This is a genomic window from Sphingobacterium paramultivorum (assembly GCF_014109745.1).
Classification (GTDB): Bacteria; Bacteroidota; Bacteroidia; order Sphingobacteriales; family Sphingobacteriaceae; genus Sphingobacterium; species Sphingobacterium paramultivorum.
This window is the reverse complement of the sequence record NZ_CP058555.1, coordinates 3,670,469-3,694,891: the sequence shown is the minus strand read 5'-3', so window position 1 is coordinate 3,694,891 and position 24,423 is coordinate 3,670,469. Positions and strand designations below refer to the sequence as shown.

Sequence of the window (24,423 nt, the reverse complement as noted above, 5' to 3'; positions counted from 1 at the left end):
TTTTGTATTAAAATTTATTACCTCAAGCTATGGCTATTATTTTAGGGATTGAATCCTCTTGTGATGAAACCTCCGCTTCTATCTGTATTAACGGTGAAATACGTTCAAATGTTATTGCAACTCAGGCAATCCACGCAAAATATGGTGGAGTGATTCCCGAGCTCGCTTCACGTGCTCATCAACAAAATATTATTCCAACGGTGGAAGAAGCCATTCGCCAAGCAAAAGTAAGCAAAAATCAAATAGATGCAGTGAGTTTTACGCGGGGACCTGGATTATTAGGTGCACTTTTGGTGGGAACATCTTTTGCCAAATCATTTGCACTCGCACAGAATATCCCTTTAATTGATATAAACCATATGCAGGCGCATATTCTGGCTCATTTTATTGAGGATCCGAAGCCTAGTTTTCCGTTTTTATGTCTTACTGTTTCTGGTGGTCATACGCAAATTGTGTTGGTAAAGGATTATTTTGAAATGGAACTTTTGGGAGAAACATTGGATGACGCTGCAGGGGAGGCTTTTGATAAAACAGCTAAAATCCTGAATCTTCCTTATCCTGGTGGACCGCTTATTGATAAATTTGCAAAAGAAGGTAATCCGGCAGCTTATCGGCTTCCTGAACCCCAGATCCCTGGTTTAAATTTCAGCTTTTCAGGATTGAAAACCGCGATATTATATTTGGTTCAAGATCAATTGAAACAGAACCCGGATTTTCTGACCCACAATATGGCCGACTTATGTGCTAGTGTACAATCGCGTATTGTATCCATCCTGTTGAATAAACTAAAGAAAGCGGCAAAGGAGACAGGGGTAAAGGATATTGCCATCGCAGGCGGCGTTTCGGCTAATTCTGGCCTGAGACAAAGCTTAATTGAAATGGGTGAGAAATACAATTGGAGGGTGTTTATTCCAAAATTTGAATACTGCACCGACAATGCCGCGATGATTGCTATTGCAGGTTATCACAAATTTTTAAAGAAAGATTTCGTAGGACAGGACGTCGCTCCTATGGCTAGGATGCATCTGTAGTTAATACGGGTATTTGAGTTTCCCCGGGCACTATCCTTTTGTACTGGGGAAACTTAAAATGGTTTATTTTATAAGGGGGAACTGTACCCATAGGCCTGTGCCGTAGAGGTAAATAAGTTTTTCTTTGGCTGGTAAAAGTTCAGTTCATAACCCTCAGCACCCCAAAAGATACTGATAAAACTAATTCCTTGCTCAGAACGTAATACTGTTAGTATCTGAAAAGCCTCGTTGTCAAACTGACCGCCATCATCAACACGCCAAGTGCTGATATCATCGTATAAAGCCGGGAAATCCAAATTGATCAGCTGTTCATCCTTTGCGTAGGAAAATACAGCTAAAGCAGAGTCTTGTTGATTTTCAAACACAGTAAGATTAAACTCGGACTGATCACTGAGGATGGCAACTGTTGTACTTTTATTAATCTTCCTATTGTATTTCTTCTCAAGCTGCTCCCTAATTTCTGGAGAAGTTTCTTTTTGAATTTTTGTAAACTTCTCAATTTTATACTGGTCTATAAAAGCTTTATTGACAAGCATACCAAATTCGCCAGATTTAATCGCATCGCTAATTTTAAATAATGAACCTTCGCTATTTGCGAAGTTCTGAGCGGTCTGTCTTCCGTTACTCTCTTTATTATCCATTTTATTTTGAACAAATTCAAGCGGACTGACCTGATTTTCCACAATGACATAATTATATTTTTCGGGACCCTCCATTGCTTGATCCATAGGAAGAGCGATTAGTGAGTCCTTTTGCTGGTTTAAAAAACCAAAATATGGCGAAATTGTCTCTTCCTTATTTTCATGCTTAATTGCAGTCTTGGATTGATTTTGATTGTTACCACAAGCATATAATGTAAGTAGAAAAATAGCTGAAAAAAGTGACTTCATAAGTATTTTGAATTTTTTTGTGAAATATAAGGCTTTCCCTCATCATAATGAAAAGATTTAAACTTTAATGTTATGATGAACTCTAAATTGAATATCTACCGCAAAGAATGGCTGGACGTTATTTTTGCGGGTCGCAACAAAATGTACGGTGCTTATGAGTTGCGAAATCTCTCTGATAAAGCAACAAATGTGGGTTTGGGAATTGTTGTTTCTTTTGCAGTTTTGCTGATCGCAGGATCCTATGCATATAATAAATATTTTAAGCAAACTGTTCCGGCCGTGATTTATACGGTACAAGATATTGGGCCCGACATGCTGGAAGAAATTCAAAAGAAGGTAGAGGAAAAAGAGGAGGTTCCTGAAGAACCTGTCATGATGCAGGAGAAAGCCCCGCAGCAGGTTGCCCAAGATGTGTCCAAATTTGATTTGGTTAGAATGCCCGATATAAAAGTGGCCAAAGCAAATCAAGTTACGGAAGAACTTGTGAGTCAGGATGAGTTGAAAAATCCCAATACAATGACCTCAAGGATCACATTGAAGGCAAGTCCATCGGGTACATATATTGCGCGTGGTGAATTTGGTTCTTCAAAAAGGGATGGTGATATTACAGGTTCTAAAGATGGTTCATTATCCGGAGGTGGAACTGATGATAATTCTAACAATACATTTACATCAGTAGAAATTATGCCAACACCTGTAGGGGGACTACCTGCGTTTATGAAGTGGATCGCCGAGAATTATAACTTTCCACAACAGGCTTTGGATCAAGGGGTATCTGGTGTTATAGAGGTTTCTTTTGTCGTTGAAAAAGATGGGTCACTAACAGATATTGCTGTTAAACGTGATATGAAATTTGGTACGGGAGATGCTGCGATAAACTTATTGAAGAAAGCGAAAAAATGGAAACCTGGAGTACAAAATGGACTTAAAGTGCGTGTAGCGTATACATTACCGATCCGTTTAAGTGCTGTCTCACAATAAATGCTTCTTAACTTTATTTAACAGATCATCAATTAAACTTTCGATAGCCGAGAAGACTCTTACTGATAAATAAGTTGAAAAAGGGTACTTATTAAAAAGAATGATTGTTGGTTTTATAAAAAATAAAGAAATGAAAAAGTTGATGTTAAGTTTGGCGTTATCTGGATTGATGTTAGCCGGTTTCGCTCAAGAAAAAAAAGATGTTAAACCAGAAATGAAAGAAATGCAAACTTCCGTGCATAAACATAAAATGGGAAGAATGCACGATGGTTTTAAAAATAAAACTCCAGAGGAAGTTGCTAAGATGAAAACTGATCGCATGGATCAAAAATTGAAATTTACAGATAAACAGCGTAAAGATATCTATGCCTTTAATTTGAAGCAAGCAAAAGACCATCAAAAAATGGCTGCCGAACATCAGGAACATCGATCAAAAATGAAAAAGCAACGTGTGGCAGAACATGAAAAAATGATGGGAATGTTAACTCCAGAGCAACAAAAAACGTTAAAGGATTCCTACGCTGAAAATCGTAAAATGCACAAAGAACATTGGAAAAAAGACAGACAGCTAAAAAGAAAGGACTTTAAAAAAGGTGAAGTAACTAAAACAAATGATGCAGAGGTAAAAGCATCATAAAAATTAAACAAGGATAGTTTTCATATTAAATATTGGTGAGTGTTAGTAGAGGAGGGAACCATTGGTTCCCTCTTTCTTATTATGTAAGCTCATCCTTATTACCTAAGCTCGTCATTTATTCGAAGTGTTTTGTCTAGCTCAAGGTTACATGATTGCAAAATGCTTCGGTACTCCCATTAGGATACGCTTATTTGATAAACCTTCTTGTTATTGAATTACTATCCATCAGCTTGGTGATCAGAAAACTTAAGCTAAAACCTAGGAGCGCTATGGAGAGGATTTTCAGTGTGGCTGGAAGATTAGGAATAGTCAAGAAGATGTCTGTCAATGCTTGAACAATGATAAAATGCGCTAAGTAAATACCAAACGTGGCTGATGAAAGGCGTTTTATCCATTTAGATTCGGGTATCTTCAGTTTTTGAACGACAAGAAAAATAGAAATGGTCATCAACGCTACGTTGATATTACAGAAATACCAAATAACCTCGAGATTGGCATAATTCCCAGGATAGTACTTCTGGGTCACCAAAAAGCCAAAAAATGTGGCTAGAAATCCAACGATAAATAAAGGTAAGGCAATCGCTATGGTCTTGGTGATAGACCATTGAAAAGGATAGTTGACCAAATAATAAGCTAGCACAATATAGCCCAGAAAACCTGAAAAATAATAGAAGGTGCCAAATTCATTCCAGTTACAGACACCCCAGATTCCCATCTGCTCATAGTTGCCAGCATATCCCAATGTTGGAGCAATCATTTTTATGTATGGAATGAGGAGTGTGACCATCCAGAACGCAAGAAAATATTGAATGTCTTTTTTTGTTGCCTGATTCAACCAGCTGCCAATGATAGGTATGATTAGGTATAGACCAATTAACATGTACATATACCAAAGGGGGGTAGTATCGTAGTTAAAATTAAATATTGCTGTATAAATTTTTGTAATTGTTGCCTGCATCGTAAAATTATTCATATCGATCAAAGCACTGGGACTACTTTTAATAAAGTTCAGGTATACAAAAAAAGCTATTGGCAATACAATTGACCAAAAGATCAGTGGGACAATTATTCTTCCGATTCTCTTTTTATAAAATGTGGCCAGATCGGTTTTGACAGGAAATAGGAGTATACCTGACATCATTGCAAATAAGGGGACACAGGCGCGAACAATACTTCCCCAGAACACACCTTGGTGGAAGGTGCTGCTGTTGTCAAATGTTCCGACAAAGGCGTCGCAGCTATGGGATATGAGTACCATGAAGCAGGCAAGAATACGTAAGAAATCAATCCAGGGAAGATAAGTTTTTGTATTTTCAGAAGTCATTTGTAATGAGGTTTGGGAGCGAAGCTAACAAAAAAAGTGGCATTAGTTTGATCGACTAATGCCACTTTTTTGTTATTCTTTATTTTTTTGATGTTCTTTCCATTGTTTGGAGAAAGATTTGTCAGCCAATTTGGGTAGTTCCCGTTGATCTCCCCAGGTTTTCTGAAAGAGTTTTTTGAGAAAGAAATTTTTGAATTTCCCACCAAAGAAATCGATCAGTTTTCTGCGCATTATCCCGTAGGTGAACCATTGCCAGACTTTTTGTTCTGTTTTTGTTGCCAGACCTTGATCAACTGAATCTTTTCTGTTGACGAGAAGCATGCGCTGTATGTCAATACCAACGGGGCAGACCTCTGTACATTTTCCACAGAGTGTGGAAGCGTAGCTTAGGTGTTTAAATTCCTTCATGCCATTCAAATGTGGCGATATGAGCGATCCAATTGGGCCTTGATATGTCGTTTCATAGGTATGTCCACCGATGTTCTGATAGATTGGACATACATTCAGACAGGCGCCACAACGGATGCAGTATAAACCTTGACGTTGTTCTTTTTGCGCTAAGAGCTTGCTGCGGCCATTGTCAAGCAGTATAACATACATTTCTTCGGGGCCATCTGATTCATAAGGCTGTTTCGGCCCAGTGAGTAGTGTGTTGTATACCGTTAGATTTTGGCCCGTGCCATGTGTGGATAGGAGTGGCCAAAAGACTTCTAAATCTTGTAGGTTGGGAATGATTTTTTCTATTCCAACAACGGCAATATGTGTTTTGGGGAAGGTCGATGTCAATCGGGCGTTTCCTTCATTTTCGGTAATTGCTATACTTCCAGTTTCAGCAATTAAGAAATTGGCTCCAGTAATTCCAACTTCTGCCGATAGGTAGCGATCTCGAAGTAATTCACGGGCCTTCATTGTAAGCTGTTCCGCAGATGCATCTAGCGGTGTGTCAAATTTCTCGTGAAAAAGCTTGGCAATATCTTCCAGGCTCAAATGCATGGCCGGCGTAACAAAATGATAAGGTTTTTGATCCAGAAGCTGAATGATATACTCGCCAAGATCAGTTTCTATGGCTTCAATATTTTTGGAGGCCAGAAAATGATTAAGCTCGATCTCTTCTGTCGCCATCGATTTTGACTTTACTACCGATTTTGCTTTTTTACGCGCAATGATCGAATAGATTTCGTCCAAGGCTTCCGTAGCGTCATTGGCCCAGATTACTTTTCCGCCTCTAGCCGTGAAGTTTGCTTCAAATTGCAACAAATAACGATCGAGATTTTCCATGACCTTCCATTTGATCAGGTTCGCTTTTATCTTGCTATTTTCAAGGTCCGCAAATTTGCTCTTGCCTTTTTCGAAAGCCATGCTGTATTTGTCGATATTGTAATTGATAATATCGCGGTGTTTGGTGTCAAATGCTTTTTGCGCACTTTCCTTAATAAACGTATTAGCGGTACTCTCTGCCATCTAATCTGCTAATTTTTCACAAAAAAAGTTGGTAAAAATTACCAACTTTTAAATATACTGTTAATAAATTGTTTCTCGAAAATCGAGTTAAATAATTTATGCTTTTATTGCAATATTCAAGCTTAGCTCGTCCAGCTGCTCTTGGTGAATGGTTGACGGTGCGTCAATCATAACATCTCTTCCCGAATTGTTTTTTGGGAATGCAATGACGTCGCGGATGGAATCTAAACCTGCCAATAAGGATACTAGTCGGTCAAAACCAAAAGCCAATCCGCCATGTGGAGGAGCACCGAAGGTGAAGGCCTCCATAAGGAACCCAAATTGTTTTTTTGCTTCTTCAGGGCTGAATCCTAAATGTTTGAACATGAGCGATTGAAGCTCTCTGTCATGGATACGGATTGATCCACCACCTACTTCTACACCGTTTAAAACAAAGTCATAGGCATTTGCTCTTACTTCTCCTGGATTGGTATCTAAAAGTGGGATATCTTCCGGTTTTGGTGAAGTGAATGGGTGGTGCATTGCATGGAAACGGCCATTTTCTTCGTCCCATTCCAATAGTGGGAAATCAACGACCCATAATGGTGCAAAGGTTTCTTTGTTGCGGAAACCAAGTTGCGACGCAACTTCGAGGCGTAATTCATTGAGTTGTTTGCGAACTCTGTCTGTTCCACCAGCCATAATTAACAATAAGTCGCCAGGTTTCGCGTGAAACGCTACTGCAATTGCCGACAGTTGTTCTGGCGTGAAAAATTTATCAACGGACGACTTCACTGAACCATCTTCATTCACGCGCGCATATACCAACCCTGTTGCACCGATCTGTGGACGTTTGATAAAATCTGTCAATGCATCCAGTTGTTTTCGGGTATAATGTGCACAATTTTCCGCGTTGATACCAACTACTAATTCCGCTGCATCAAATACAGGGAAACCTTTTCCTTTGGCAACATCGTTTAGTTCAACAAACTGCATTCCGAAACGGATGTCTGGTTTGTCTGATCCATAAAGGCGCATCGCATCTGCGTAAGTCATACGCGGAACAGTACCTAAGTCGATACCTTTGATTGTTTTGAAGATATGTTTTGCAAGCCCTTCAAAGATATTTAAAACATCTTCCTGTTCTACAAAAGACATTTCACAGTCTATTTGCGTGAATTCTGGTTGACGGTCTGCACGCAAATCTTCATCACGAAAACATTTTACAATTTGAAAATAGCGATCAAAACCTGAAACCATCAATAATTGTTTGAAGGTTTGTGGGGATTGTGGTAACGCATAAAATTCTCCAGGATTCATACGGGAAGGTACGACAAAGTCGCGTGCTCCCTCTGGAGTTGATTTAATCAGATATGGGGTTTCTACTTCCAGGAAGTTTTGGGAATCAAGATAACGGCGTACCTCTTGTGAGGTCTTATGACGTAAAATAAGGTTTTCACGTACGGGGTTACGACGTAAATCGAGGTATCTGAACTTCATTCTGATGTCATCACCACCATCTGTTTCATCTTCTATTGTAAAAGGGGGTAATTTAGCGGCATTTAATATTTCAAGATTTGAAACCTTGATTTCAATATCTCCAGTGGAGATTTTAGCATTTTTATTAGAGCGTTCGATAACTTCTCCAGTTACCTTGATGACATATTCTCTTCCGAGCTCACGGGCACTTGCGCGCAAGGAAGCATCATCATCTGCATTGAACGTTAATTGTGTGATACCATATCGGTCTCTAACATCGATGAAAGTCATACCGCCCAAATCGCGCGATTTTTGAACCCATCCACTTAGGGTAACCGTTTTCCCTAAGTCAGCTAGTGTTAATTCTCCACAAGTGTGTGTTCTGTGCATATCGTTATGAAAATTATATTTGACGCAAAATTATTGGTTTTACTCGACAATAACGAATTCTATTCAGGTTATTTGAGTGGCATTCTCCCACTTTCTTCCACATTTTTTGTTTCTGTTTTTGGTGCCTCCCACTTTGCCCCCTTTTGGTAGAAAAATTGGGTAAAATTAAATTTCTAAAGAGGAAATTTTTACAATTCATTTCTGATTTTGATAAAAAAAAGAGCGAAAAATCGCGTCTCATGCAATAGCTTGTTTTACAGATAAATTGGTGTTTAACTGCTTGTAAATAAGGTTTTATGTGTATTTTTTTTAAAGTCAACTTCTGTTTGTTGTAGCTATTTGTCGATGTGGAAAACTTTTTTATGTGATAAAGTGGGGGAAAGTGGGAGAAAGTGTATACTTTTACATTTAAATTAGAATAGGATAATTGACTATATGACTCAGTTGATCGGAGAATTCGAATGCAAGCTAGACGCCAAAGGAAGGATGGTGTTGCCAGCTGCGCTCAAGAGGCAAATGCCTCATGTAGAGCGGGATGGCCTTGTAGTGAATCGCGGTTTTGAGAAACATCTGGTATTTTATCCAAGGGAAGAGTGGGATTTGATGACAGCCAAGCTGGCTAAATTGAATCAATTCGATCCCAAGGTTCGTGCGTTTGTTCGTGCTTTTACACGCGGTGCTACGGAATTGACATTGGATGCTGCGGGTCGTGTTTTGTTACCAAAAAGTTTGTTGGAATTTGCAGGTATAAGCACTGAGCTGGTTTTGGCTTGTCAGTTTAACAAGATTGAGGTTTGGTCAAAAGAAGGGTATGAGGAATTGATGGGTGAAGGCGGTGTAGAAGATATATCATCTTTGGCGGCAGAGGTAATGGGAGATATTAATTTTGGACTATAAGTGTATGGAGAATGTATATCATGTTCCGGTAATGTTACAAGAATGTATGGATGCTTTGGCTATTAAGCCGGATGGTGTCTATGTGGATGTAACTTTTGGTGGTGGTGGTCATTCTCGGGAGATTTTGAAGAGATTGGGGCCAAAAGGGAAGTTGTTTGCTTTTGATCAGGATCCGGATGCATTGGAGAATGCAATCGACGATCCTCGTTTTACATTGATACATCAAAACTTTAGATTTTTAAAGAATAGCCTTCGTTTGGAGGGGGTGCGTACTGTAGACGGTATTTTGGCGGATTTAGGTGTTTCTTCGCATCAATTTGATGCTGCTGATCGCGGGTTTTCTATCCGCTTTGACGCGGATCTTGATATGCGTATGGATCAGGTTGGTGATTTGGATGCGAAGTCGCTTTTGGCGACTTATTCGGAGGAAGATCTTCACCGCATTTTTGGGATGTATGGTGAAATCATGAATGCCAAGTCGCTTGCAAAAACAATTGTTACTGCGCGTTTGGCACAGCCGATTCAGACTGTTGCCGAATTGAAAGAGGTGATTCAACGGATGGTTCCGAAAGGTAAAGAACATAAGTATCATGCGCAGGTGTTTCAGGCGCTTCGTATAGAAGTGAATCGTGAGCTGGAAGCTTTACAGGAATTTTTGTTGCAAACAGTTGATGTGCTGCATGTTGAAGGTCGATTGGCGGTGATGTCCTATCACTCTCTGGAGGATCGTTTGGTTAAAAATTTTATGGCCAAAGGAAAATTCAAAGGGGAAGTTGAAAAGGATTTTTTTGGAAATGAAATTAAGCCATTTCATGTGTTGAGCCGTAAAGCAATTACGGCATCTGCGCAGGAGTTGGCGGTAAATAATAGATCGCGCAGTGCGAAACTGCGTATTGCTGAAAAGTTGGATTTGTCTTAAAAATGGAGCGAGAGGATGAGCAGAAATACGATAAGACAGAAAGAGTTGAGTGAGGAAGTTCAAGAGGAACTACAAGAAACTGTCGAAGAAAAGGCGGAACAAACAGAAGCGTTTATTAAAACGCTTTTTACCGTTGGAGACCTTTCGTTAAATAAAATATTGCAGTACTTGCCTTTTGGAGCTTTTATCGCCTTTCTGATGTTGTTGTATATTTCCAATCGTCATTTTGCAGAGCGAACTATTCGGAGCATCGATAAAGTGAGTAAAGAGGTGAAGGAATTGGGCTGGGATCATAAATCGCTCTCTGCTGAACTGATGAAAATGTCTACACAGACAGAAATTGCCAAACGTGTAGATTCTTTGGGATTGAAAGAGCGTGTAGAACCACCGATCAAGGTTGAAGTTATAGAGAATAAGGAAGATAAATAGGAAGAGTTATGAGTATCAGAAATACGATTCTTGTTCGTGTCTACTTTGCTTTTGGGCTTATTGTACTACTTGCGTTTTTGGTATTTGGAAAAATGACAAAGTTGCAGTATGTCGATGGAGAGCATTGGAAAGCTTTAGCGGATAGCCTTTCTATTCAGGAACGGGAGGTGGAGGCTGCTCGTGGTAATATTTATTCAAATGACGGAAGCTTATTGGCTACCTCAGTACCTGAATATGAGCTTCGTTTTGATGCAATGGCTATTCCGGAAGAGGGTGAAGAGTATTTCAATTTGAAAGTTGACTCCTTGGCTATTAAACTTGCTGATTTTTTTAAAGATAAATCATCTCGGCAGTATTTGACATTATTAAAACAGGCGCGGAATAAAAAACAGCGCTACTTGTTGCTGAAACGTAATGTGTCACATCAGGATTTAAAACGGATAAAACAATTTCCCCTACTTAAATCTGCCCGTGTCAACAAGGAGCGTTTTCCAAGTTGTTTGATCACAGATAGGCAGAACAAACGTATTTTACCTTTTGTCAATCTCGCTGCTCGAACCATCGGTTATAAAAATGTGAAGGAAAATATTCATGTTGGACTGGAGGGAGCCTATGGTGAGTTTATCGACGGGAAAAGCGGAAAAAGATTAATGCAGCGTATTGCCGGCGGGGTATGGATTCCCGTTAACAAAGATATCGAGGTCGCTCCGGTAGATGGGTCTGATATTATCTCGACCATTGATGTGAATATGCAAGATATGGCGCAAAGGGCGCTGGAGAAGCAGATGATAACGAGTAACGCGGATGAGGGCTGTGTTGTGATGATGGAGGTGAAAACAGGAGAGGTGCGTGCGGTGGCCAATTTTATGCGTGATAAAGATGGGGTCTATCGTGAAAAGTTCAATCTTGCGATTGCGCAAAGTGCAGATCCAGGTTCAACGTTTAAGTTGGCTTCTTATTTGGCTTTGATTGATGATAAGAAAATAGACTCGAGTACAACAGTGAATATTGGTAATGGTAATTGGCCAATTTACAAGCATACCATTCGTGATTCACATGCGCCTAAGAAGTCTATAATTTCTGCGAAAAGGGCCTTTGAGGAATCGTCGAATGTGGGTGTTACTAAGTTTGTTTATCAGGCCTACAAAGATAACCCAGATCAGTTTACATCAAAACTGCATTCTTTTGGTTTTGGTAAGGCACTCGATCTACAGATTCCAGGGGAAGGTATACCCTTGGTGAAATCTTCGAAAAGTAAAAGCTGGAGTGGGTTGTCGCTGGTACAGATGGCTTACGGCTATGAAATGAAAATTACGCCATTGCAAACGTTGACATTTTATAATGCTGTCGCAAATAACGGTAAGTTGATAGCGCCGCTATTTGTTAAAGAAATTCGGCATTTAGGAAATACAATTCAAACGTTTCAAGCGAAAGTCATTAACGAAAAGATCGCCTCGGATCATGCTTTAGCAGAGGTGCGGGGAATGATGGAAGGTGTTATGACTGAAGGGACAGGTAGAAGTGTTGCCAGTCCATTGTATAGTTCTGGTGGTAAAACAGGTACAGCACAGATGGCTGATGGCTCGAGAGGGTACGGTGCTAGACGATATCAATCTTCATTCGCCGGGTATTTTCCGGCAGAAGATCCAAAATATTCCATTATTGTGGTGATTCGTAACCCGAGAAATGGATATTATGGTGGATCTGTTGCCGGACCTGTATTTAAAGAACTTGCCGATATGGTTTATGCTAATGATATGGAGATGGAGGGGAAAAAGACCTTTAAAGCAGTGAATGTGGGTGGGCGAATGCCATTGACTTTACAGGGATCGAAAGAAGCAAGTAAAAAGGTCTACGAAAGGTTGGGGATTAATACCGTGAATTGGGATACGATTGCGCGGGGAGAGGTGGATACCTCGACACGAGGCGTGCCATTCATAGATTTAAAATATAAAGAAGGAATTGTTCCGAATGTTGTCGGAATGGGATTGATGGATGCTTTATATGTTGTGGAGAATGCAGGATTTAAAGCGCACGTGACAGGAAAAGGAAGAGTAGGAATACAGTCGTTAGCTGCAGGACAGAAACTGGCTTTTGGAACGGCGATAAATTTAGAACTTAAGTAATGATGGATTTAAAAAAAGTATTGCATGCTATCCCTGTACAGCAGGTTGTAGGGAACCTTGAAGAGGTCGATGTGCACTCTTTGTGCTTTGATTCCAGAAAAGTGGAGTTGGGAAGTTTGTTTATCGCAGTGCGGGGTGTTCAAACAGATGGTCACTTGTTTGTAGACAAGGCAATTACTTCCGGAGCAAGAGCCGTTATTGTAGAAGAGTTGCCAAAAGAGACATTAGACTCTGTCGCCTATATCTTAGTGGCCGATTCTGCTTATGCTTTGGGTGTAGCTGCTGCTAATTTCTACGGAAACCCTTCGGAACAGCTGAAACTGGTTGGTGTGACTGGAACAAATGGTAAAACGACAGTAGCTACATTGTTGTTTCAGCTGTTTACTGAGTTGGGCTACCATGTAGGCCTATTATCTACGGTGCAAAACCAGATTGGGACAAAGATTATACCAGCCACACACACAACACCAGACCCTATTCAATTGAATAAATTGTTACGGGATATGGTTGATGATGGCTGTGACTATGCATTTATGGAGGTTAGTTCACATGCTGTCGTTCAGGAACGTATTGCAGGCTTGGTGTTTGCGGGCGCAATATTCACGAATATTACGCATGATCACCTGGATTTTCATAAAACTTTTGATAACTATATTAAAGCGAAAAAGAAGTTTTTTGATGATTTAGAAGCGAATGCTTTTGCTTTGACGAATGCTGACGATAGAAATGGTCAGGTTATGCTTCAAAATACAGTGGCACACCGGAAAAGCTATGGCTTACGTTCCGGTGCAGATTTTAAAGCAAAGGTGATCGAAAGCCATTTCGATGGTATGTTGATGAGTGTTGACGGACAGGAAGTATGGGTGAAATTGATCGGCGATTTCAATGCATATAACCTTTTGGCGGTTTATGCTACCGCTATCTTGCTTGAGCAGGAAACGGTGAAAGTGTTGACCGCACTCAGTAACTTGAAGGGGGCAGAGGGACGATTTGAAACGATGAAATCGGCTTCGGGTGTTTTTGGGATCGTAGACTACGCGCATACACCTGATGCGGTTGAAAATGTGTTGAAGACCATAAGTTCATTGCGACGTCCAGAGCAAAAAATCATCACGGTGTTAGGATGCGGAGGCGATCGGGATAAGACCAAGAGACCTGAAATGGCAGAGGCGGCTCTGCGTTATAGTGATCGTTTTTTAATTACATCTGATAATCCGCGTACGGAAGATCCTTATCAGATTATTAGAGATATTGAGGCTGGTGTGGCAGCAGACCAGAAGGCGAAGACGCTTTCTATAGCTGATCGTAAGGAAGCTATACGGACGGCATATCAGCTGGCTAATCCCGGGGATATTATCCTAGTGGCAGGAAAAGGGCATGAAAAATATCAGGATGTAAATGGTGTAAAGCATCATTTTGATGATAAAGAAGTTTTAGAGAATACATTTAACGAACAATAGAAATATGTTGTACCATCTTTTTACGTGGCTTAGCGAATATATTCATATACCTGGAGGAGGTTTGTTTCAATACATCTCTTTTCGGACATCTATGGCTGTAATCGCTTCATTGATTATTACCACGGTTTTTGGGGGAAAATTGATTCAATTCTTGCATAATAAGCAAGTCGGAGAGACAATTCGTGATTTGGGGCTTGAAGGTGAAAAAAAGAAAGCTGGTACGCCGACAATGGGTGGGATCATCATTATAGCAGGTATCCTTATCCCTACCTTGTTATTTGCGAAATTGACAAATATATATGTGATTATCATGATTGTGACAACACTTTGGATGGGCGCAATTGGATTTTTAGATGATTATATAAAGGTTTTTAGACATAATAAAGAGGGCTTAGCTGGTAAGTTTAAAGTTGTTGGACAAGTTGGCTTGGGAGCCATAATTGCTTGTACGATGTACTTTCATCCAGATATCGTTGTTCGAAAAGGGGTGGATAAACCAACCTCTACCAAGCCCGTTGAAGTGGTTATCAATGAAGGTACAGGTGAGAAGACCTATGCTGAAAACGTGAAATCATCTAAGACAAATATTCCGTTTTATAAAAATAACGAGTTTGATTATGCTAAGGTGTTTAAAATATTCGGACTACAGAGCGATTATCTAACTTTTGTCGTCTTTTTAGTTGTCGTTATTTTTATCGTTACGGCAGTTTCAAACGGCGCAAATATTACGGACGGTATCGATGGTTTAGCCACGAGTACATCCGCTATTATTGGTGTTACTTTAGCTATTTTAGCGTACGTGTCAGGTAACGTAATCTTTTCAGATTACCTCAATATTATGTATATCCCCAATTCCGGAGAACTCGTGATTTTCGCCGGGGCATTTGTGGGGGCTTGCGTAGGTTTCTTATGGTATAACACATATCCTGCCCAAGTTTTTATGGGTGATACGGGTAGTTTGGCAATAGGAGGTATAATTGCTGCTTTTGCTATTCTGATTCGGAAAGAATTGTTGATTCCGATTTTGTGTGGTGTATTTCTGTTGGAAAACCTTTCGGTTATTCTTCAAGTGTCGTATTTCAAATACACTAAAAAGAAATATGGTGAGGGTAGACGGATCTTTTTGATGTCGCCATTACATCATCATTTTCAGAAGAAGGGGTATCACGAAGCAAAAATTGTAACTCGTTTTGTCATTGTAGGAATCATATTGGCCATTCTTACTATTGTAACATTGAAAATTAGATAATGATGTCAAATATTGCAACAACATATTATCCTCAATCTGGAAGTTTGGTCGTTTTGGGCGCCGGCGAAAGCGGTGTTGGAACGGCGATCCTTGGGAAAGAAAAGGGATTTGATGTATTTGTATCAGATAAAGGACTGATTGCGGACCATTATAAGGAACAATTGAAAGCCGAGGGAATAGCTTTTGAAGAAGGTAATCACGATGAAGAACGAATTTTGAGTGCCGCTTTGGTCGTGAAAAGCCCTGGCATTCCAGAGACGGTGCCTTTGGTAGTCGCATTGAAAGCAAAGAATATACCCGTGATTGCAGAAATTGAATTTGCGGCGCAATATACAAATGCAAAGTTGATCTGTATTACAGGATCAAATGGGAAGTCTACGACAACCATGTTGACCTACGAGATGCTCAAGCATGGGGGCCTAAATGTCGGGTTGGCCGGTAATATCGGAAAAAGTTTTGCGCTGCAGGTGGCCAAAGAACAGTTTGACTGCTATGTATTGGAAATATCAAGCTTTATGTTGGATGATATGTATCATTTTAGAGCCGATGTTGCTGTTATACTGAATATTACACCTGATCATTTGGATCGATACGACCATAAAATGGAAAATTATGTGAATTCAAAATTCAGGATGATACAAAATCAAACCGAGAAGGATTATTTTATTTATTGCCTGGACGATCCCGAGACTATCAAAGGATTAGAAAGACATCATAGTAAAGGGACTTATTTGCCTTTTACACAAGAACAACTTGTTGAATTGGGCGCTTATTTGAATGCCAATAAGACAATAATTATTAATACATCAAATAACGATACATTCACTATGAGAGCTGAGGAATTGTCATTGCAGGGGAAGCATAATATTTATAATAGCATGGCTTCTGGGTTAATTGCGAAAGTGCAGGAATTGAGAAATCAAGTGATGAAAGAGAGTATGGGGTCGTATGTGAATATTCCACATCGACTGGAACATGTAGCCTGTATCGGCGGTGTAAATTACATTAACGATTCAAAGGCGACAAATGTAAATTCGGTATGGTATGCTTTGGAAAGTTTCTCTACACCAATCGTATTGTTATTAGGTGGTGTCGATAAAGGAAATGATTACAGTATGCTTGCTGATTTGGTTAAAGACAAGGTGCGTGCTATTGTTTGTTTGGGAAAAGATACGGCTGCGATTCATACGGCATTTGAACAAGATGTGGAGATTATTGTCAATAGCACTTCTATGCAAGATGCAGTGGTATTGGCTTCGCACTTGGCGCAAAAAGGTGATACCGTATTGTTGTCCCCTGCATGTGCCAGTTTTGATTGGTTCAAGAACTATGAGGATCGTGGCGATAAATTTAAAGCGGCTGTAATGGAATTATAAATGATATAACCCAATAAGAGGAGGAAGGATATGCTACAGAACATAATGTCTAAATTGAAGGGTGATCGATGGATATGGATCATTGTGATTATCTTATCGGGATGGTCACTTTTGGCTGTGTACAGTTCGGTGGGTACGTTGGCGTATAAAGAAGGAAAGGGTACAGAAATGTATTTGTTGAAGCACTTTTCTATTATCGCCATTGGGTTTATCCTCATGTATCTTTCCCATAAATTGGATTATCGGTATTATGCTGGTATATCCAAAATCTTAATGGGAATTACAATTCCTTTATTGCTATTCACCTTAGCATTTGGAAGTAGCGTAAACCAGGCCAGTCGTTGGTTGACTATTCCAGGTATTGGGATGACTTTCCAAACGTCAGATTTAGCAAAACTGTCATTGATTGTTTTTCTTGCACGGATGTTATCCCGGAAACAGGAGGAGATCAAAGATGTGAAAAAGTCATTTTTACCCATCATGGGATCCGTATGTGGGGTTTTCGTATTAATTGCATGGGCCAACATGTCCACCGCGATTATGCTATTTGGAGTGAGTGTTTTATTGCTTTTGATCGGTCGGATATCCTTTAAACAGATTGCTATTGTATCTGCTGGGGTTGTTTTGCTAGGAATTATAGTCGTTTCTATTGGGCCTCGGCGTGCAACCTATTATAGTCGTGTGAAGTCTTTTTTTGGTGTAGAGAAGAAAGATGAAGCGACGCCGGTATCCTTCCAGGATGATAAAAATTATCAGGCAAACAATGCGAAAATTGCTATAGCAACTGGTGGGCTTTTTGGAAAAGGACCCGGAAATAGTGTGCAACGCAACGTATTGCCACACCCTTATTCCGATTTTATTTACGCGATTATCATTGAAGAATATGGGACAGTCGGTGGTGTAATTCTGCTATTTCTGTATCTGGCATTTATGTATCGATGTATACGTATTGTCACGATGAGTCCCAAAGCTTTCGGTACTTTTTTGGCTGCGGGTTTGGGATTTAGTTTGACGATTCAGGCTTTGGCCAATATGGCTGTTGCTGTAGGATTAGGGCCAGTTACTGGCGTTCCACTACCGTTGGTAAGTATGGGAGGAACCTCGATTTTATTTACGAGTGTCGCCTTGGGAATTATCCTGAGTGTGAGTAGAAATATTGAAGAATTAAAAGGTAAAGAAGAGCTGGATGAAAAGCCTAAACCGAAAAAAGTGGTTATAGGATCTATTCCTGCATAATAATAAATTAAGCATGGCAATTCGCGTAATTATCAGTGGTGGTGGGACCGGAGGACATATCTTTCCGGCGATTTCAATCGCAAATGCGTTGAAGGCAATGGATCCTGCAAATGAAATTCTATTTGTGGGTGCCAATGGCCGGATGGAAATGGATAAAGTGCCGGCTGCAGGATATAAGATTGTTGGGCTTGATATTCAGGGAATAAATAGAAAGCAGCTGTGGAAGAATATCTTTTTGCCGTTTAAGCTTATGAAAAGTTTAAATAAAGCAAAAAGCATAATTAAAGATTTTAGACCAGATGTGGCTGTAGGTGTAGGTGGTTTTGCTTCTGGTCCATTATTAATGATGGCCAATAAGCTAGGGGTGCCTACAGTCGTGCAGGAACAAAATTCCTATGCGGGTGTAACCAACAAAAAAGTTGGCGCTAAGGCAGCAAAAATATGTGTGGCTTATGAGGGGATGGAGCAATTTTTTCCTGCTGAGAAAGTATTGCTCACGGGCAATCCAATAAGACGCGAGTCCATTGCGATAGCGGGAAAAAGAGAGGAGGCCGTAGCGTTCTTTGAGTTAGATACACATAAAAAGACAATTTTGGTGCTCGGAGGTAGTTTGGGGGCTAAAACATTAAATGAAAGTGTCGTTGCTTACCTCAATGAGCTGAAGGAAGAAGTGCAGGTGATTTGGCAATGCGGTAGTTTCTACGTTGAAAAGTTACGGGAAGAGTTAACAGGTCAGCTGCCCGACAATATTAAGATGTTGGCCTTTCTACAGCGTATGGACTATGCTTATGCTGCGGCAGATTTAATTATTAGCCGAGCTGGAGCTGGTACAATTTCCGAGCTCTGTGTAGTCGGGAAGCCTGTTATTCTTGTGCCTTCGCCTAATGTGGCCGAAGACCATCAGACCAAAAATGCTATGGCATTGGTCAATAAGGGGGCTGCGTTATTGGTTAAGGATAGTGATGCAAAAAAAGACCTGGTGCCTGCTGCTTTAACTTTATTAAAAGACGCAGCTCATGTCGCACAATTAAGTGAAAATATTAAAAAACTCGGTAAGTTGAATGCGGACGTGCAGATTGCCGAGGAGGTGTATAAATTGGTTAATAAAAAATAGACGAAGTATGAATCTAGATGCAATAAAACAAGTTTACTTGATCGGTATAGGTGGTATAGGCATGAGTGGTCTTGCGCGCTATTTTAAGCATTTGGGCTGTGAGGTGAATGGATATGACCGTACAGAAACTGAGCTGACTAAAACCTTAGTCAAGGAAGGAATCGCGATCTCATATCAGGATGATATCAATACGATTGATGCTATTTTTCACGTACCTACAGCGGAGACATTAGTCATTTTTACACCAGCCATTCCTAAAGATTCGAAGATTAAAGCTTTTTTGGAATCTCAAGGACATATACTATATAAGAGATCACAGGTTTTGGGGATCATTAGTGAGAGTAGATTTACGGTCGCTGTTGCCGGTACACATGGTAAAACGACAACTTCTACAATGGTTGCACATGTATTGAAAGATTCGGGTTACGACTGCTCTGCCTTCTTGGGCGGAATCAGTTCTAATTACGGTACCAATGTGCTTTATGGAAATAATAATACAGTTGTGGTGGAGGCTGACGAATTTGATCGTTCATTTCTGACACTTCACCCCAATATTGCAATAGTAACTTCTTCGGATGCTGATCATTTGGACATTTATGGAGATCGCAGCCATCTGCTCGAATCATTCCAATTGTTCTTGGATAAAGTAGTTGAAGGGGGAACACGTATTATAAAAAAAGGCCTCGAGTTTGCGGGGCAAATAAGTTATTCAGGCCATGAAATCGCTGATGCATATGCTTCCAATGTGCATGTACGCGACGGAGAGTTCTTTTTTGACTACCAAGATACCAACGGACGGATAGACGATATCCATTTAGGTATTCCTGGTACCCATAATGTTGAAAATGCGGTAGCTGCGATTGCAGTAGCCCGTTTACTTGGGATTGAAAATGAAGCGATCAAGAAAGCATTGACAACATTCAAAGGAGTGAAAAGAAGGTTTGAATATATTGTCCGTAAACCTGGAGCGGTGTATATTGATGACTATGCGCACCATCCAGAGGAACTGCGTGCATTTTTAACTTCGATGCGCAAATTGTATCCTACAAAAAAACTAAATGTGGTCTTTCAGCCGCATTTATTTACCCGTACGCGGGATTTTGTGGATGGTTTCGCAGAGGTATTGTCCATGGCAGACAATCTGTTGTTAATGGAAATTTATCCAGCACGGGAGCTTCCTATTGAAGGGATCAATTCGAGTTGGTTATTGGATAAAATTACGGCAGAGAAAAAACAGCTTGTAACAGCAGAAGAAGTCTTGGAATTCGCGCGCGATGAAAAGCCAGAACTGATTGTTACAGTTGGGGCAGGTGATATTGACAAATTGGTTAAACCGTTACAGACAATTTTAGAGCATGCTTAAAAAATTACGTAACATACAATGGAATCGTGTACTCTACTTTACGCTGTTTTTTATCGGCGTAATAGTTGTCGTCGTGATTATGACTATTGTGGGGAAACGTGATGAGCAGCAGGTTTGTAAAGATATCAAAATTGTCATTGAAGGCACGGAAGCTTTTATTGATCAGGCTGATATCTCCAAACTGATAGAACAAAACTATGGTAGTTTTGCGGGAAAGAAAGTCAATGGAATTCCCTTTCAAAAGGTTGAAAAAACCTTGCGTAAATTACCTTATGTTTCCGATGCCAGTATACATGCCGATATGGATGGTACGATCAGAATTAATATTAGTCAGCGCGAGGCTGTCATGCGGGTCATCAACAAAAATGGAAAAGAATTTTATGTGGACCCCAATGGGTTGAAGATACCGACAACGTTGAAGTATATACCGCATATCATGGTTGCAACGGGTAACATCGCAGAAGGATATAATGAAGCACTGGATACCATATCAACGCCCTTGGTTAAAGATTTGGTGAAGGTTATTGAGTTTATCAAAAACGATGAATTATGGAGTAATCAAGTTGTGCAGATCTATGTCAACGGGGATAAGGATATTGAACTTGTGCCTCGTATAGGTACACAGCAGTTGATTGTTGGATCGGCAGATTCATTGGAACAAAAATTTGAATTATTAAAGACCTTTTATACGCAGATCATGCCAAAAGTGGGTATAAATGCTTACGGTGTTGTCAACGTAAAATATGGAGGTCAGATTATCTGTGAAAAGAGGGGAAACTGGAGTTTTTCAGATGATCAAACAAAAAAAGTAGCAAATAATACATTATAGTAATACAGCAACAATACAGGAAATTATGAACTCAAAGGCAGCAGAAATTGAAAGAGAAAACCCAATTATCGTGGGACTCGATATTGGTACTACCAAAATTTGTGTTACGGTTGGGAGACGTAGCTCAGGAAACAAAATTGAATTATTAGGTGTGGGCAAAGCTGACTCTGCAGGTGTAAGCAGGGGGGTGGTTGCTAATATCCAGAAAACTGTGGGGAGTATTTTAGAGGCTGTTGAGATAGCCGAAGCACAGTCCAATGTGGATATTAAAGTGGTGAATGTGGGAATTGCTGGCCAACACATCAAAAGTATTCAACACCGTGGAATATTTACCAAAACTGATGGTGATGATGAAATCATTCGACGCGATATCGAACGACTGATTTCGGATATGTATAAACTGGTACTGCCTCCAGGAGAAGAAATTATACATGTTTTACCACAGGAGTTTACGGTAGATAACGAACCCGGTATTCGCGAACCAATCGGTATGGCTGGTCGCCGTATTGAAGCAAACTTCCATATTATATCGGGACGTGTAACAGATATTAAAAATATCAAGAAATGTATTGATAATTCCAATCTGGAAGTTGCTGAATTGATTCTCGAACCTTTAGCGTCTTCTGAAGCTGTATTGGATGAAGACGAAAAAAATGCTGGCGTTGTATTAGTGGATATCGGTGGTGGAACCACAGATGTTGCCATCTTCCATGAAGGAATTATTCGTCACACTGCTGTGATTCCTTTAGGCGGTAATATTGTAACGGAAGATATCCGTCAGGGATGTTCTGTTTTGCGTTCTCAGGCTGAATTGTTGAAAACTCGTTTCGGATCGGCTCTAGCTGATGAAAATAAAGAAAATGAGGTGATTTGTGTGCCAGGATTGAAAGGTCGTGAACCAAAGGAAATTTCCGTGAAAAATTTGGCTTATATTATTCAAGCTAGAATGGAAGAAATTATTGAGCACGTGTACTATGAAATCAAATCTTCAGGATATGAAAATAAACTGATCGGTGGTATTGTTATTACCGGTGGTGGTGCTCAATTAAAGCATTTGGTACAACTTGTTGAGTATATTACTGGAATAGATTGCCGTATCGGATTTCCGAATGAATATCTTTCTAAGAATGAGGTTTTACCAAAACCGTTGTTTGAAGAATTGAAAAGTCCTTTGTATGCAACAAGTATTGGCTTGTTGATTAAGGGAATTCAATCCCATGAGGAAGAAGAAGATAGCCGTAGAGAAATGCACGCCCCATCGAAAAAAGTGCAGGCTGCTACGGTGACAACAAAAGAGGTTTCTGAACAACAACAAAAAGAGCAAGGATTATTGTCATGGTTCAAACGTTTTATCAAAGACGGTAACGAAATCGATGACGCAAGTTTTTTAGATAAGAAGTAAGTTTTCCACAATAGTTGAAGTTTTCCACAATTTAACAAATGTGGAAAACTTTTGTTGAAATTATATTATTATTACATTACATATAGTGGGTTTGATTCGTTTTGATATCATCTTCATTGTAAGTTAAATAGGGATAAGTTATGTCAATACAGTTTGAAATGTTAAAAGAACAATCTTCAATAATCAAGGTTATTGGGGTTGGTGGTGGTGGCGGCAATGCCGTAAACCACATGTATAAACAAGGAATTAGTGGGGTAGATTTTATCGTGTGTAATACTGATGCGCAAGCATTGGAATTGAGCCCGATCCCAAATAAAGTTCAATTGGGAATAAGTCTAACCGAAGGTATGGGAGCAGGAGCAGATCCTGATGTAGGTGAAAATTCAGCGATCGAAAGTATTGAAGATATCAAACGCATGTTGGGTACCAATACGAAGATGTTGTTTATTACCGCTGGTATGGGGGGTGGTACCGGTACTGGAGCGAGCCCCGTTTTGGCTAAAGCCGCTAAGGAATTGGGTATTCTTACTGTTGCAATCATAACTACACCGTTTACATTCGAAGGTAAACGCCGTCGTTCTCAAGCGGAGGAAGGGCTTTCGGAATTACGTAAATATGTAGACTCTTATCTTGTTATTTCTAACGATCGTTTGCGTGAAATCTTCGGAAATTTAACCATGACCGCGGCTTTCGCAAAAGCAGATGATATTTTGACTACTGCTGCAAAAGGTATTGCCGAAATTATTACTATCCCTGGTTATGTAAACGTCGATTTTAAAGATGTGCGTACCGTTATGAATGATAGCGGTGTTGCTATTATGGGTAACGCAATAGCTGAAGGTGAAGATCGTGCATTACGTGCTGTAGAGGGAGCCTTGGCTTCACCATTGTTGAAAGACAATGAGATTGAAGGCGCTCGTTATATCTTGTTAAATATTACTTCTGGAACGAAAGAAGTAACCATGGATGAGGTAGCGATCATTACGGATTACATTCAGGAAAAAGCTGGTCTATCAGCAGATTTGATCTGGGGTAACTGTATTGACGAGAACTTTGAGGATGAGCTGTCAGTAACAATTATTGCAACTGGTTTTCAAACTTCTGAAGAACGCGATAAAGAACGTGAAAATACAAAGGTGTCTATGCCCTTAACAGCTGAACCGGCTAATTCTTTTATTAAACCTGTTTCTCAGGTAGCACCAAGAGAAGTTCCAGCTACGAATAGTTTCGTAACTCCGGTTCAACGTGTGGATACACCAGTCCCTTCTTCAAATACGCCAACTCCGAATAATTTGCAATCTGATTTGTTCACTTCACCAAGAAATGCTGTGCAACAACAGGTGGCTGTTGAGGAACCTCAAGTTATACGTCATGATTTAGGTTTTGATGGTGGTTATGAAGAGGAAACTTCATTTGGAGACAGTGATTTTCAATTGAAAACCTCACCATCTGTGTTTCAATTCCAGATGCCAACAGTTTTTGATTCTTATGCAGCCCCTTCTGCATCGGGATATGAGGAGAAACCTACCTTTTCATCAAGTACAACAAATGAGCAAGTAGAAGTTCCTCAGGTGGAAGAAGAGCAGGTTTCGTTTGAAGATCAGCTGGTTCGTACGAAAGAGCGTATCTTGCGTCTTAAAGAATTGAGCATGAAACTAAAATCTTCTAATGGTCTACATGAGTTGGAAAATGAGCCTGCTTATAAGAGAAAACAAATGTCATTGGAAGATACACCGCATTCTTCACAATCTCAGGTGTCTCGTTTTACACTTTCTTTTGAAGATGGAAATACTGAAATCAGACCGAACAATTCTTTTCTACATGATAATGTAGACTAGTTGATTCACCATA

20 protein-coding genes are annotated in these 24,423 nt (G+C 40.0%); 16 read left to right on the top strand and 4 right to left on the bottom strand.

Annotated features, from left to right (window positions below; translation table 11 throughout):
• Positions 1 to 29 precede the first annotated feature (29 nt).
• The gene (gene tsaD / locus HS960_RS15610; RefSeq protein WP_088160409.1) at positions 30 to 1,031 is read left to right on the top strand and encodes a tRNA (adenosine(37)-N6)-threonylcarbamoyltransferase complex transferase subunit TsaD; all 1,002 of its coding nucleotides are present in this window, start codon (positions 30 to 32) and stop codon (positions 1,029 to 1,031) included.
• A 68-nt stretch (positions 1,032 to 1,099) separates the two neighbouring features.
• Here the strand turns inward: tsaD and HS960_RS15605 are convergent, their stop codons facing one another.
• On the bottom strand, positions 1,100 to 1,921 hold the full coding sequence (locus tag HS960_RS15605) for a hypothetical protein (protein WP_088160410.1): 822 nt from the start codon (positions 1,919 to 1,921) through the stop codon (positions 1,100 to 1,102).
• Positions 1,922 to 1,993: 72 nt separating this feature from the next.
• On the opposite strand from HS960_RS15605, the gene HS960_RS15600 reads away from it, so the two are divergent.
• On the top strand, positions 1,994 to 2,902 hold the full coding sequence (locus tag HS960_RS15600; RefSeq protein WP_088160411.1) for an energy transducer TonB: 909 nt from the start codon (positions 1,994 to 1,996) through the stop codon (positions 2,900 to 2,902).
• A gap of 100 nt (positions 2,903 to 3,002) precedes the next feature.
• A complete protein-coding gene (locus HS960_RS15595; protein WP_088160412.1) occupies positions 3,003 to 3,539 on the top strand; it encodes a hypothetical protein in 537 nt (178 codons plus the stop codon).
• Between the two features lie 187 nt (positions 3,540 to 3,726).
• Here HS960_RS15595 and HS960_RS15590 read toward each other — a convergent pair whose 3' ends face one another.
• The 3 genes from HS960_RS15590 to aspS all read right to left on the bottom strand — a co-directional run bounded on the left by HS960_RS15590 (position 3,727) and on the right by aspS (position 8,172).
• Complete coding sequence (locus tag HS960_RS15590) at positions 3,727 to 4,863, bottom strand: acyltransferase (RefSeq protein ID WP_182329973.1); 1,137 nt, start codon at positions 4,861 to 4,863, stop codon at positions 3,727 to 3,729.
• A 72-nt stretch (positions 4,864 to 4,935) separates the two neighbouring features.
• Positions 4,936 to 6,324 (bottom strand): LutB/LldF family L-lactate oxidation iron-sulfur protein, encoded by a 1,389-nt coding sequence (locus HS960_RS15585; RefSeq protein ID WP_153846541.1) that lies wholly within the window; start codon positions 6,322 to 6,324, stop codon positions 4,936 to 4,938.
• 96 nt (positions 6,325 to 6,420) lie between these two features.
• Entirely contained in the window at positions 6,421 to 8,172 is a 1,752-nt protein-coding gene (gene aspS, locus HS960_RS15580) for an aspartate--tRNA ligase (protein WP_153846542.1), read from the bottom strand.
• Between the two features lie 435 nt (positions 8,173 to 8,607).
• Between aspS and mraZ the strand changes: the two genes are divergently transcribed.
• From mraZ to ftsZ, 13 genes are all read left to right on the top strand, one after another.
• Positions 8,608 to 9,069, top strand: a complete 462-nt coding sequence (gene mraZ / locus HS960_RS15575) for a division/cell wall cluster transcriptional repressor MraZ (RefSeq protein WP_159731836.1) — start codon at positions 8,608 to 8,610, stop codon at positions 9,067 to 9,069.
• Between the two features lie 4 nt (positions 9,070 to 9,073).
• Positions 9,074 to 9,988 (top strand): 16S rRNA (cytosine(1402)-N(4))-methyltransferase RsmH, encoded by a 915-nt coding sequence (gene rsmH / locus HS960_RS15570; protein WP_153846544.1) that lies wholly within the window; start codon positions 9,074 to 9,076, stop codon positions 9,986 to 9,988.
• 15 nt (positions 9,989 to 10,003) lie between these two features.
• A complete protein-coding gene (locus HS960_RS15565) occupies positions 10,004 to 10,417 on the top strand; it encodes an FtsL-like putative cell division protein (RefSeq protein ID WP_075991280.1) in 414 nt (137 codons plus the stop codon).
• An 8-nt stretch (positions 10,418 to 10,425) separates the two neighbouring features.
• Positions 10,426 to 12,543: a penicillin-binding protein gene (locus HS960_RS15560; protein ID WP_182329971.1), complete on the top strand. Its 2,118-nt coding sequence runs from the start codon at positions 10,426 to 10,428 to the stop codon at positions 12,541 to 12,543.
• Positions 12,543 to 14,003 (top strand): UDP-N-acetylmuramoyl-L-alanyl-D-glutamate--2,6-diaminopimelate ligase, encoded by a 1,461-nt coding sequence (locus tag HS960_RS15555; protein ID WP_182329969.1) that lies wholly within the window; start codon positions 12,543 to 12,545, stop codon positions 14,001 to 14,003. Before HS960_RS15560 ends, HS960_RS15555 begins: the two co-directional genes overlap by 1 nt.
• A 4-nt stretch (positions 14,004 to 14,007) precedes the next feature.
• Positions 14,008 to 15,252: a phospho-N-acetylmuramoyl-pentapeptide-transferase gene (gene mraY / locus HS960_RS15550; protein WP_075991283.1), complete on the top strand. Its 1,245-nt coding sequence runs from the start codon at positions 14,008 to 14,010 to the stop codon at positions 15,250 to 15,252.
• A 2-nt stretch (positions 15,253 to 15,254) separates the two neighbouring features.
• On the top strand, positions 15,255 to 16,628 hold the full coding sequence (murD, locus tag HS960_RS15545) for a UDP-N-acetylmuramoyl-L-alanine--D-glutamate ligase (RefSeq protein ID WP_182333234.1): 1,374 nt from the start codon (positions 15,255 to 15,257) through the stop codon (positions 16,626 to 16,628).
• Between the two features lie 30 nt (positions 16,629 to 16,658).
• Positions 16,659 to 17,864, top strand: coding sequence for an FtsW/RodA/SpoVE family cell cycle protein (locus HS960_RS15540; RefSeq protein WP_153846547.1), 1,206 nt, complete (start codon positions 16,659 to 16,661; stop codon positions 17,862 to 17,864).
• Between the two features lie 13 nt (positions 17,865 to 17,877).
• Positions 17,878 to 18,978: an undecaprenyldiphospho-muramoylpentapeptide beta-N-acetylglucosaminyltransferase gene (gene murG / locus HS960_RS15535; RefSeq protein WP_153846548.1), complete on the top strand. Its 1,101-nt coding sequence runs from the start codon at positions 17,878 to 17,880 to the stop codon at positions 18,976 to 18,978.
• A 7-nt stretch (positions 18,979 to 18,985) separates the two neighbouring features.
• Positions 18,986 to 20,341: a UDP-N-acetylmuramate--L-alanine ligase gene (murC, locus tag HS960_RS15530; RefSeq protein ID WP_153846549.1), complete on the top strand. Its 1,356-nt coding sequence runs from the start codon at positions 18,986 to 18,988 to the stop codon at positions 20,339 to 20,341.
• Complete coding sequence (locus HS960_RS15525) at positions 20,334 to 21,170, top strand: cell division protein FtsQ/DivIB (protein WP_120335351.1); 837 nt, start codon at positions 20,334 to 20,336, stop codon at positions 21,168 to 21,170. The genes murC and HS960_RS15525 overlap by 8 nt, the downstream gene beginning before the upstream one ends.
• 25 nt (positions 21,171 to 21,195) lie before the next feature.
• Entirely contained in the window at positions 21,196 to 22,572 is a 1,377-nt protein-coding gene (ftsA, locus tag HS960_RS15520) for a cell division protein FtsA (protein ID WP_070564959.1), read from the top strand.
• Between the two features lie 140 nt (positions 22,573 to 22,712).
• Positions 22,713 to 24,410 (top strand): cell division protein FtsZ, encoded by a 1,698-nt coding sequence (gene ftsZ, locus HS960_RS15515; RefSeq protein WP_153846551.1) that lies wholly within the window; start codon positions 22,713 to 22,715, stop codon positions 24,408 to 24,410.
• Positions 24,411 to 24,423 lie beyond the last annotated feature (13 nt).

Bases quoted from the DNA above. Each gene is read 5' to 3' on its own strand.
- HS960_RS15560 (WP_182329971.1), top strand. From the start codon at position 10,426: ATGAGTATCAGAAATACGATTCTTGTTCGTGTCTACTTTGCTTTTGGG.
- HS960_RS15585 (WP_153846541.1), bottom strand. From the start codon at position 6,324: ATGGCAGAGAGTACCGCTAATACGTTTATTAAGGAAAGTGCGCAAAAA.
- mraZ (WP_159731836.1), top strand. From the start codon at position 8,608: ATGACTCAGTTGATCGGAGAATTCGAATGCAAGCTAGACGCCAAAGGA.
- HS960_RS15540 (WP_153846547.1), top strand. From the start codon at position 16,659: ATGCTACAGAACATAATGTCTAAATTGAAGGGTGATCGATGGATATGG.
- murC (WP_153846549.1), top strand. From the start codon at position 18,986: ATGAATCTAGATGCAATAAAACAAGTTTACTTGATCGGTATAGGTGGT.
- ftsA (WP_070564959.1), top strand. From the start codon at position 21,196: ATGAACTCAAAGGCAGCAGAAATTGAAAGAGAAAACCCAATTATCGTG.
- HS960_RS15595 (WP_088160412.1), top strand. From the start codon at position 3,003: ATGATTGTTGGTTTTATAAAAAATAAAGAAATGAAAAAGTTGATGTTA.
- HS960_RS15600 (WP_088160411.1), top strand. From the start codon at position 1,994: ATGATGAACTCTAAATTGAATATCTACCGCAAAGAATGGCTGGACGTT.
- HS960_RS15555 (WP_182329969.1), top strand. From the start codon at position 12,543: ATGATGGATTTAAAAAAAGTATTGCATGCTATCCCTGTACAGCAGGTT.
- HS960_RS15525 (WP_120335351.1), top strand. From the start codon at position 20,334: ATGCTTAAAAAATTACGTAACATACAATGGAATCGTGTACTCTACTTT.
- murG (WP_153846548.1), top strand. From the start codon at position 17,878: ATGGCAATTCGCGTAATTATCAGTGGTGGTGGGACCGGAGGACATATC.
- murD (WP_182333234.1), top strand. From the start codon at position 15,255: ATGTCAAATATTGCAACAACATATTATCCTCAATCTGGAAGTTTGGTC.
- tsaD (WP_088160409.1), top strand. From the start codon at position 30: ATGGCTATTATTTTAGGGATTGAATCCTCTTGTGATGAAACCTCCGCT.
- ftsZ (WP_153846551.1), top strand. From the start codon at position 22,713: ATGTCAATACAGTTTGAAATGTTAAAAGAACAATCTTCAATAATCAAG.
- mraY (WP_075991283.1), top strand. From the start codon at position 14,008: ATGTTGTACCATCTTTTTACGTGGCTTAGCGAATATATTCATATACCT.
- HS960_RS15605 (WP_088160410.1), bottom strand. From the start codon at position 1,921: ATGAAGTCACTTTTTTCAGCTATTTTTCTACTTACATTATATGCTTGT.
- rsmH (WP_153846544.1), top strand. From the start codon at position 9,074: ATGGAGAATGTATATCATGTTCCGGTAATGTTACAAGAATGTATGGAT.
- HS960_RS15565 (WP_075991280.1), top strand. From the start codon at position 10,004: ATGAGCAGAAATACGATAAGACAGAAAGAGTTGAGTGAGGAAGTTCAA.
- HS960_RS15590 (WP_182329973.1), bottom strand. From the start codon at position 4,863: ATGACTTCTGAAAATACAAAAACTTATCTTCCCTGGATTGATTTCTTA.
- aspS (WP_153846542.1), bottom strand. From the start codon at position 8,172: ATGCACAGAACACACACTTGTGGAGAATTAACACTAGCTGACTTAGGG.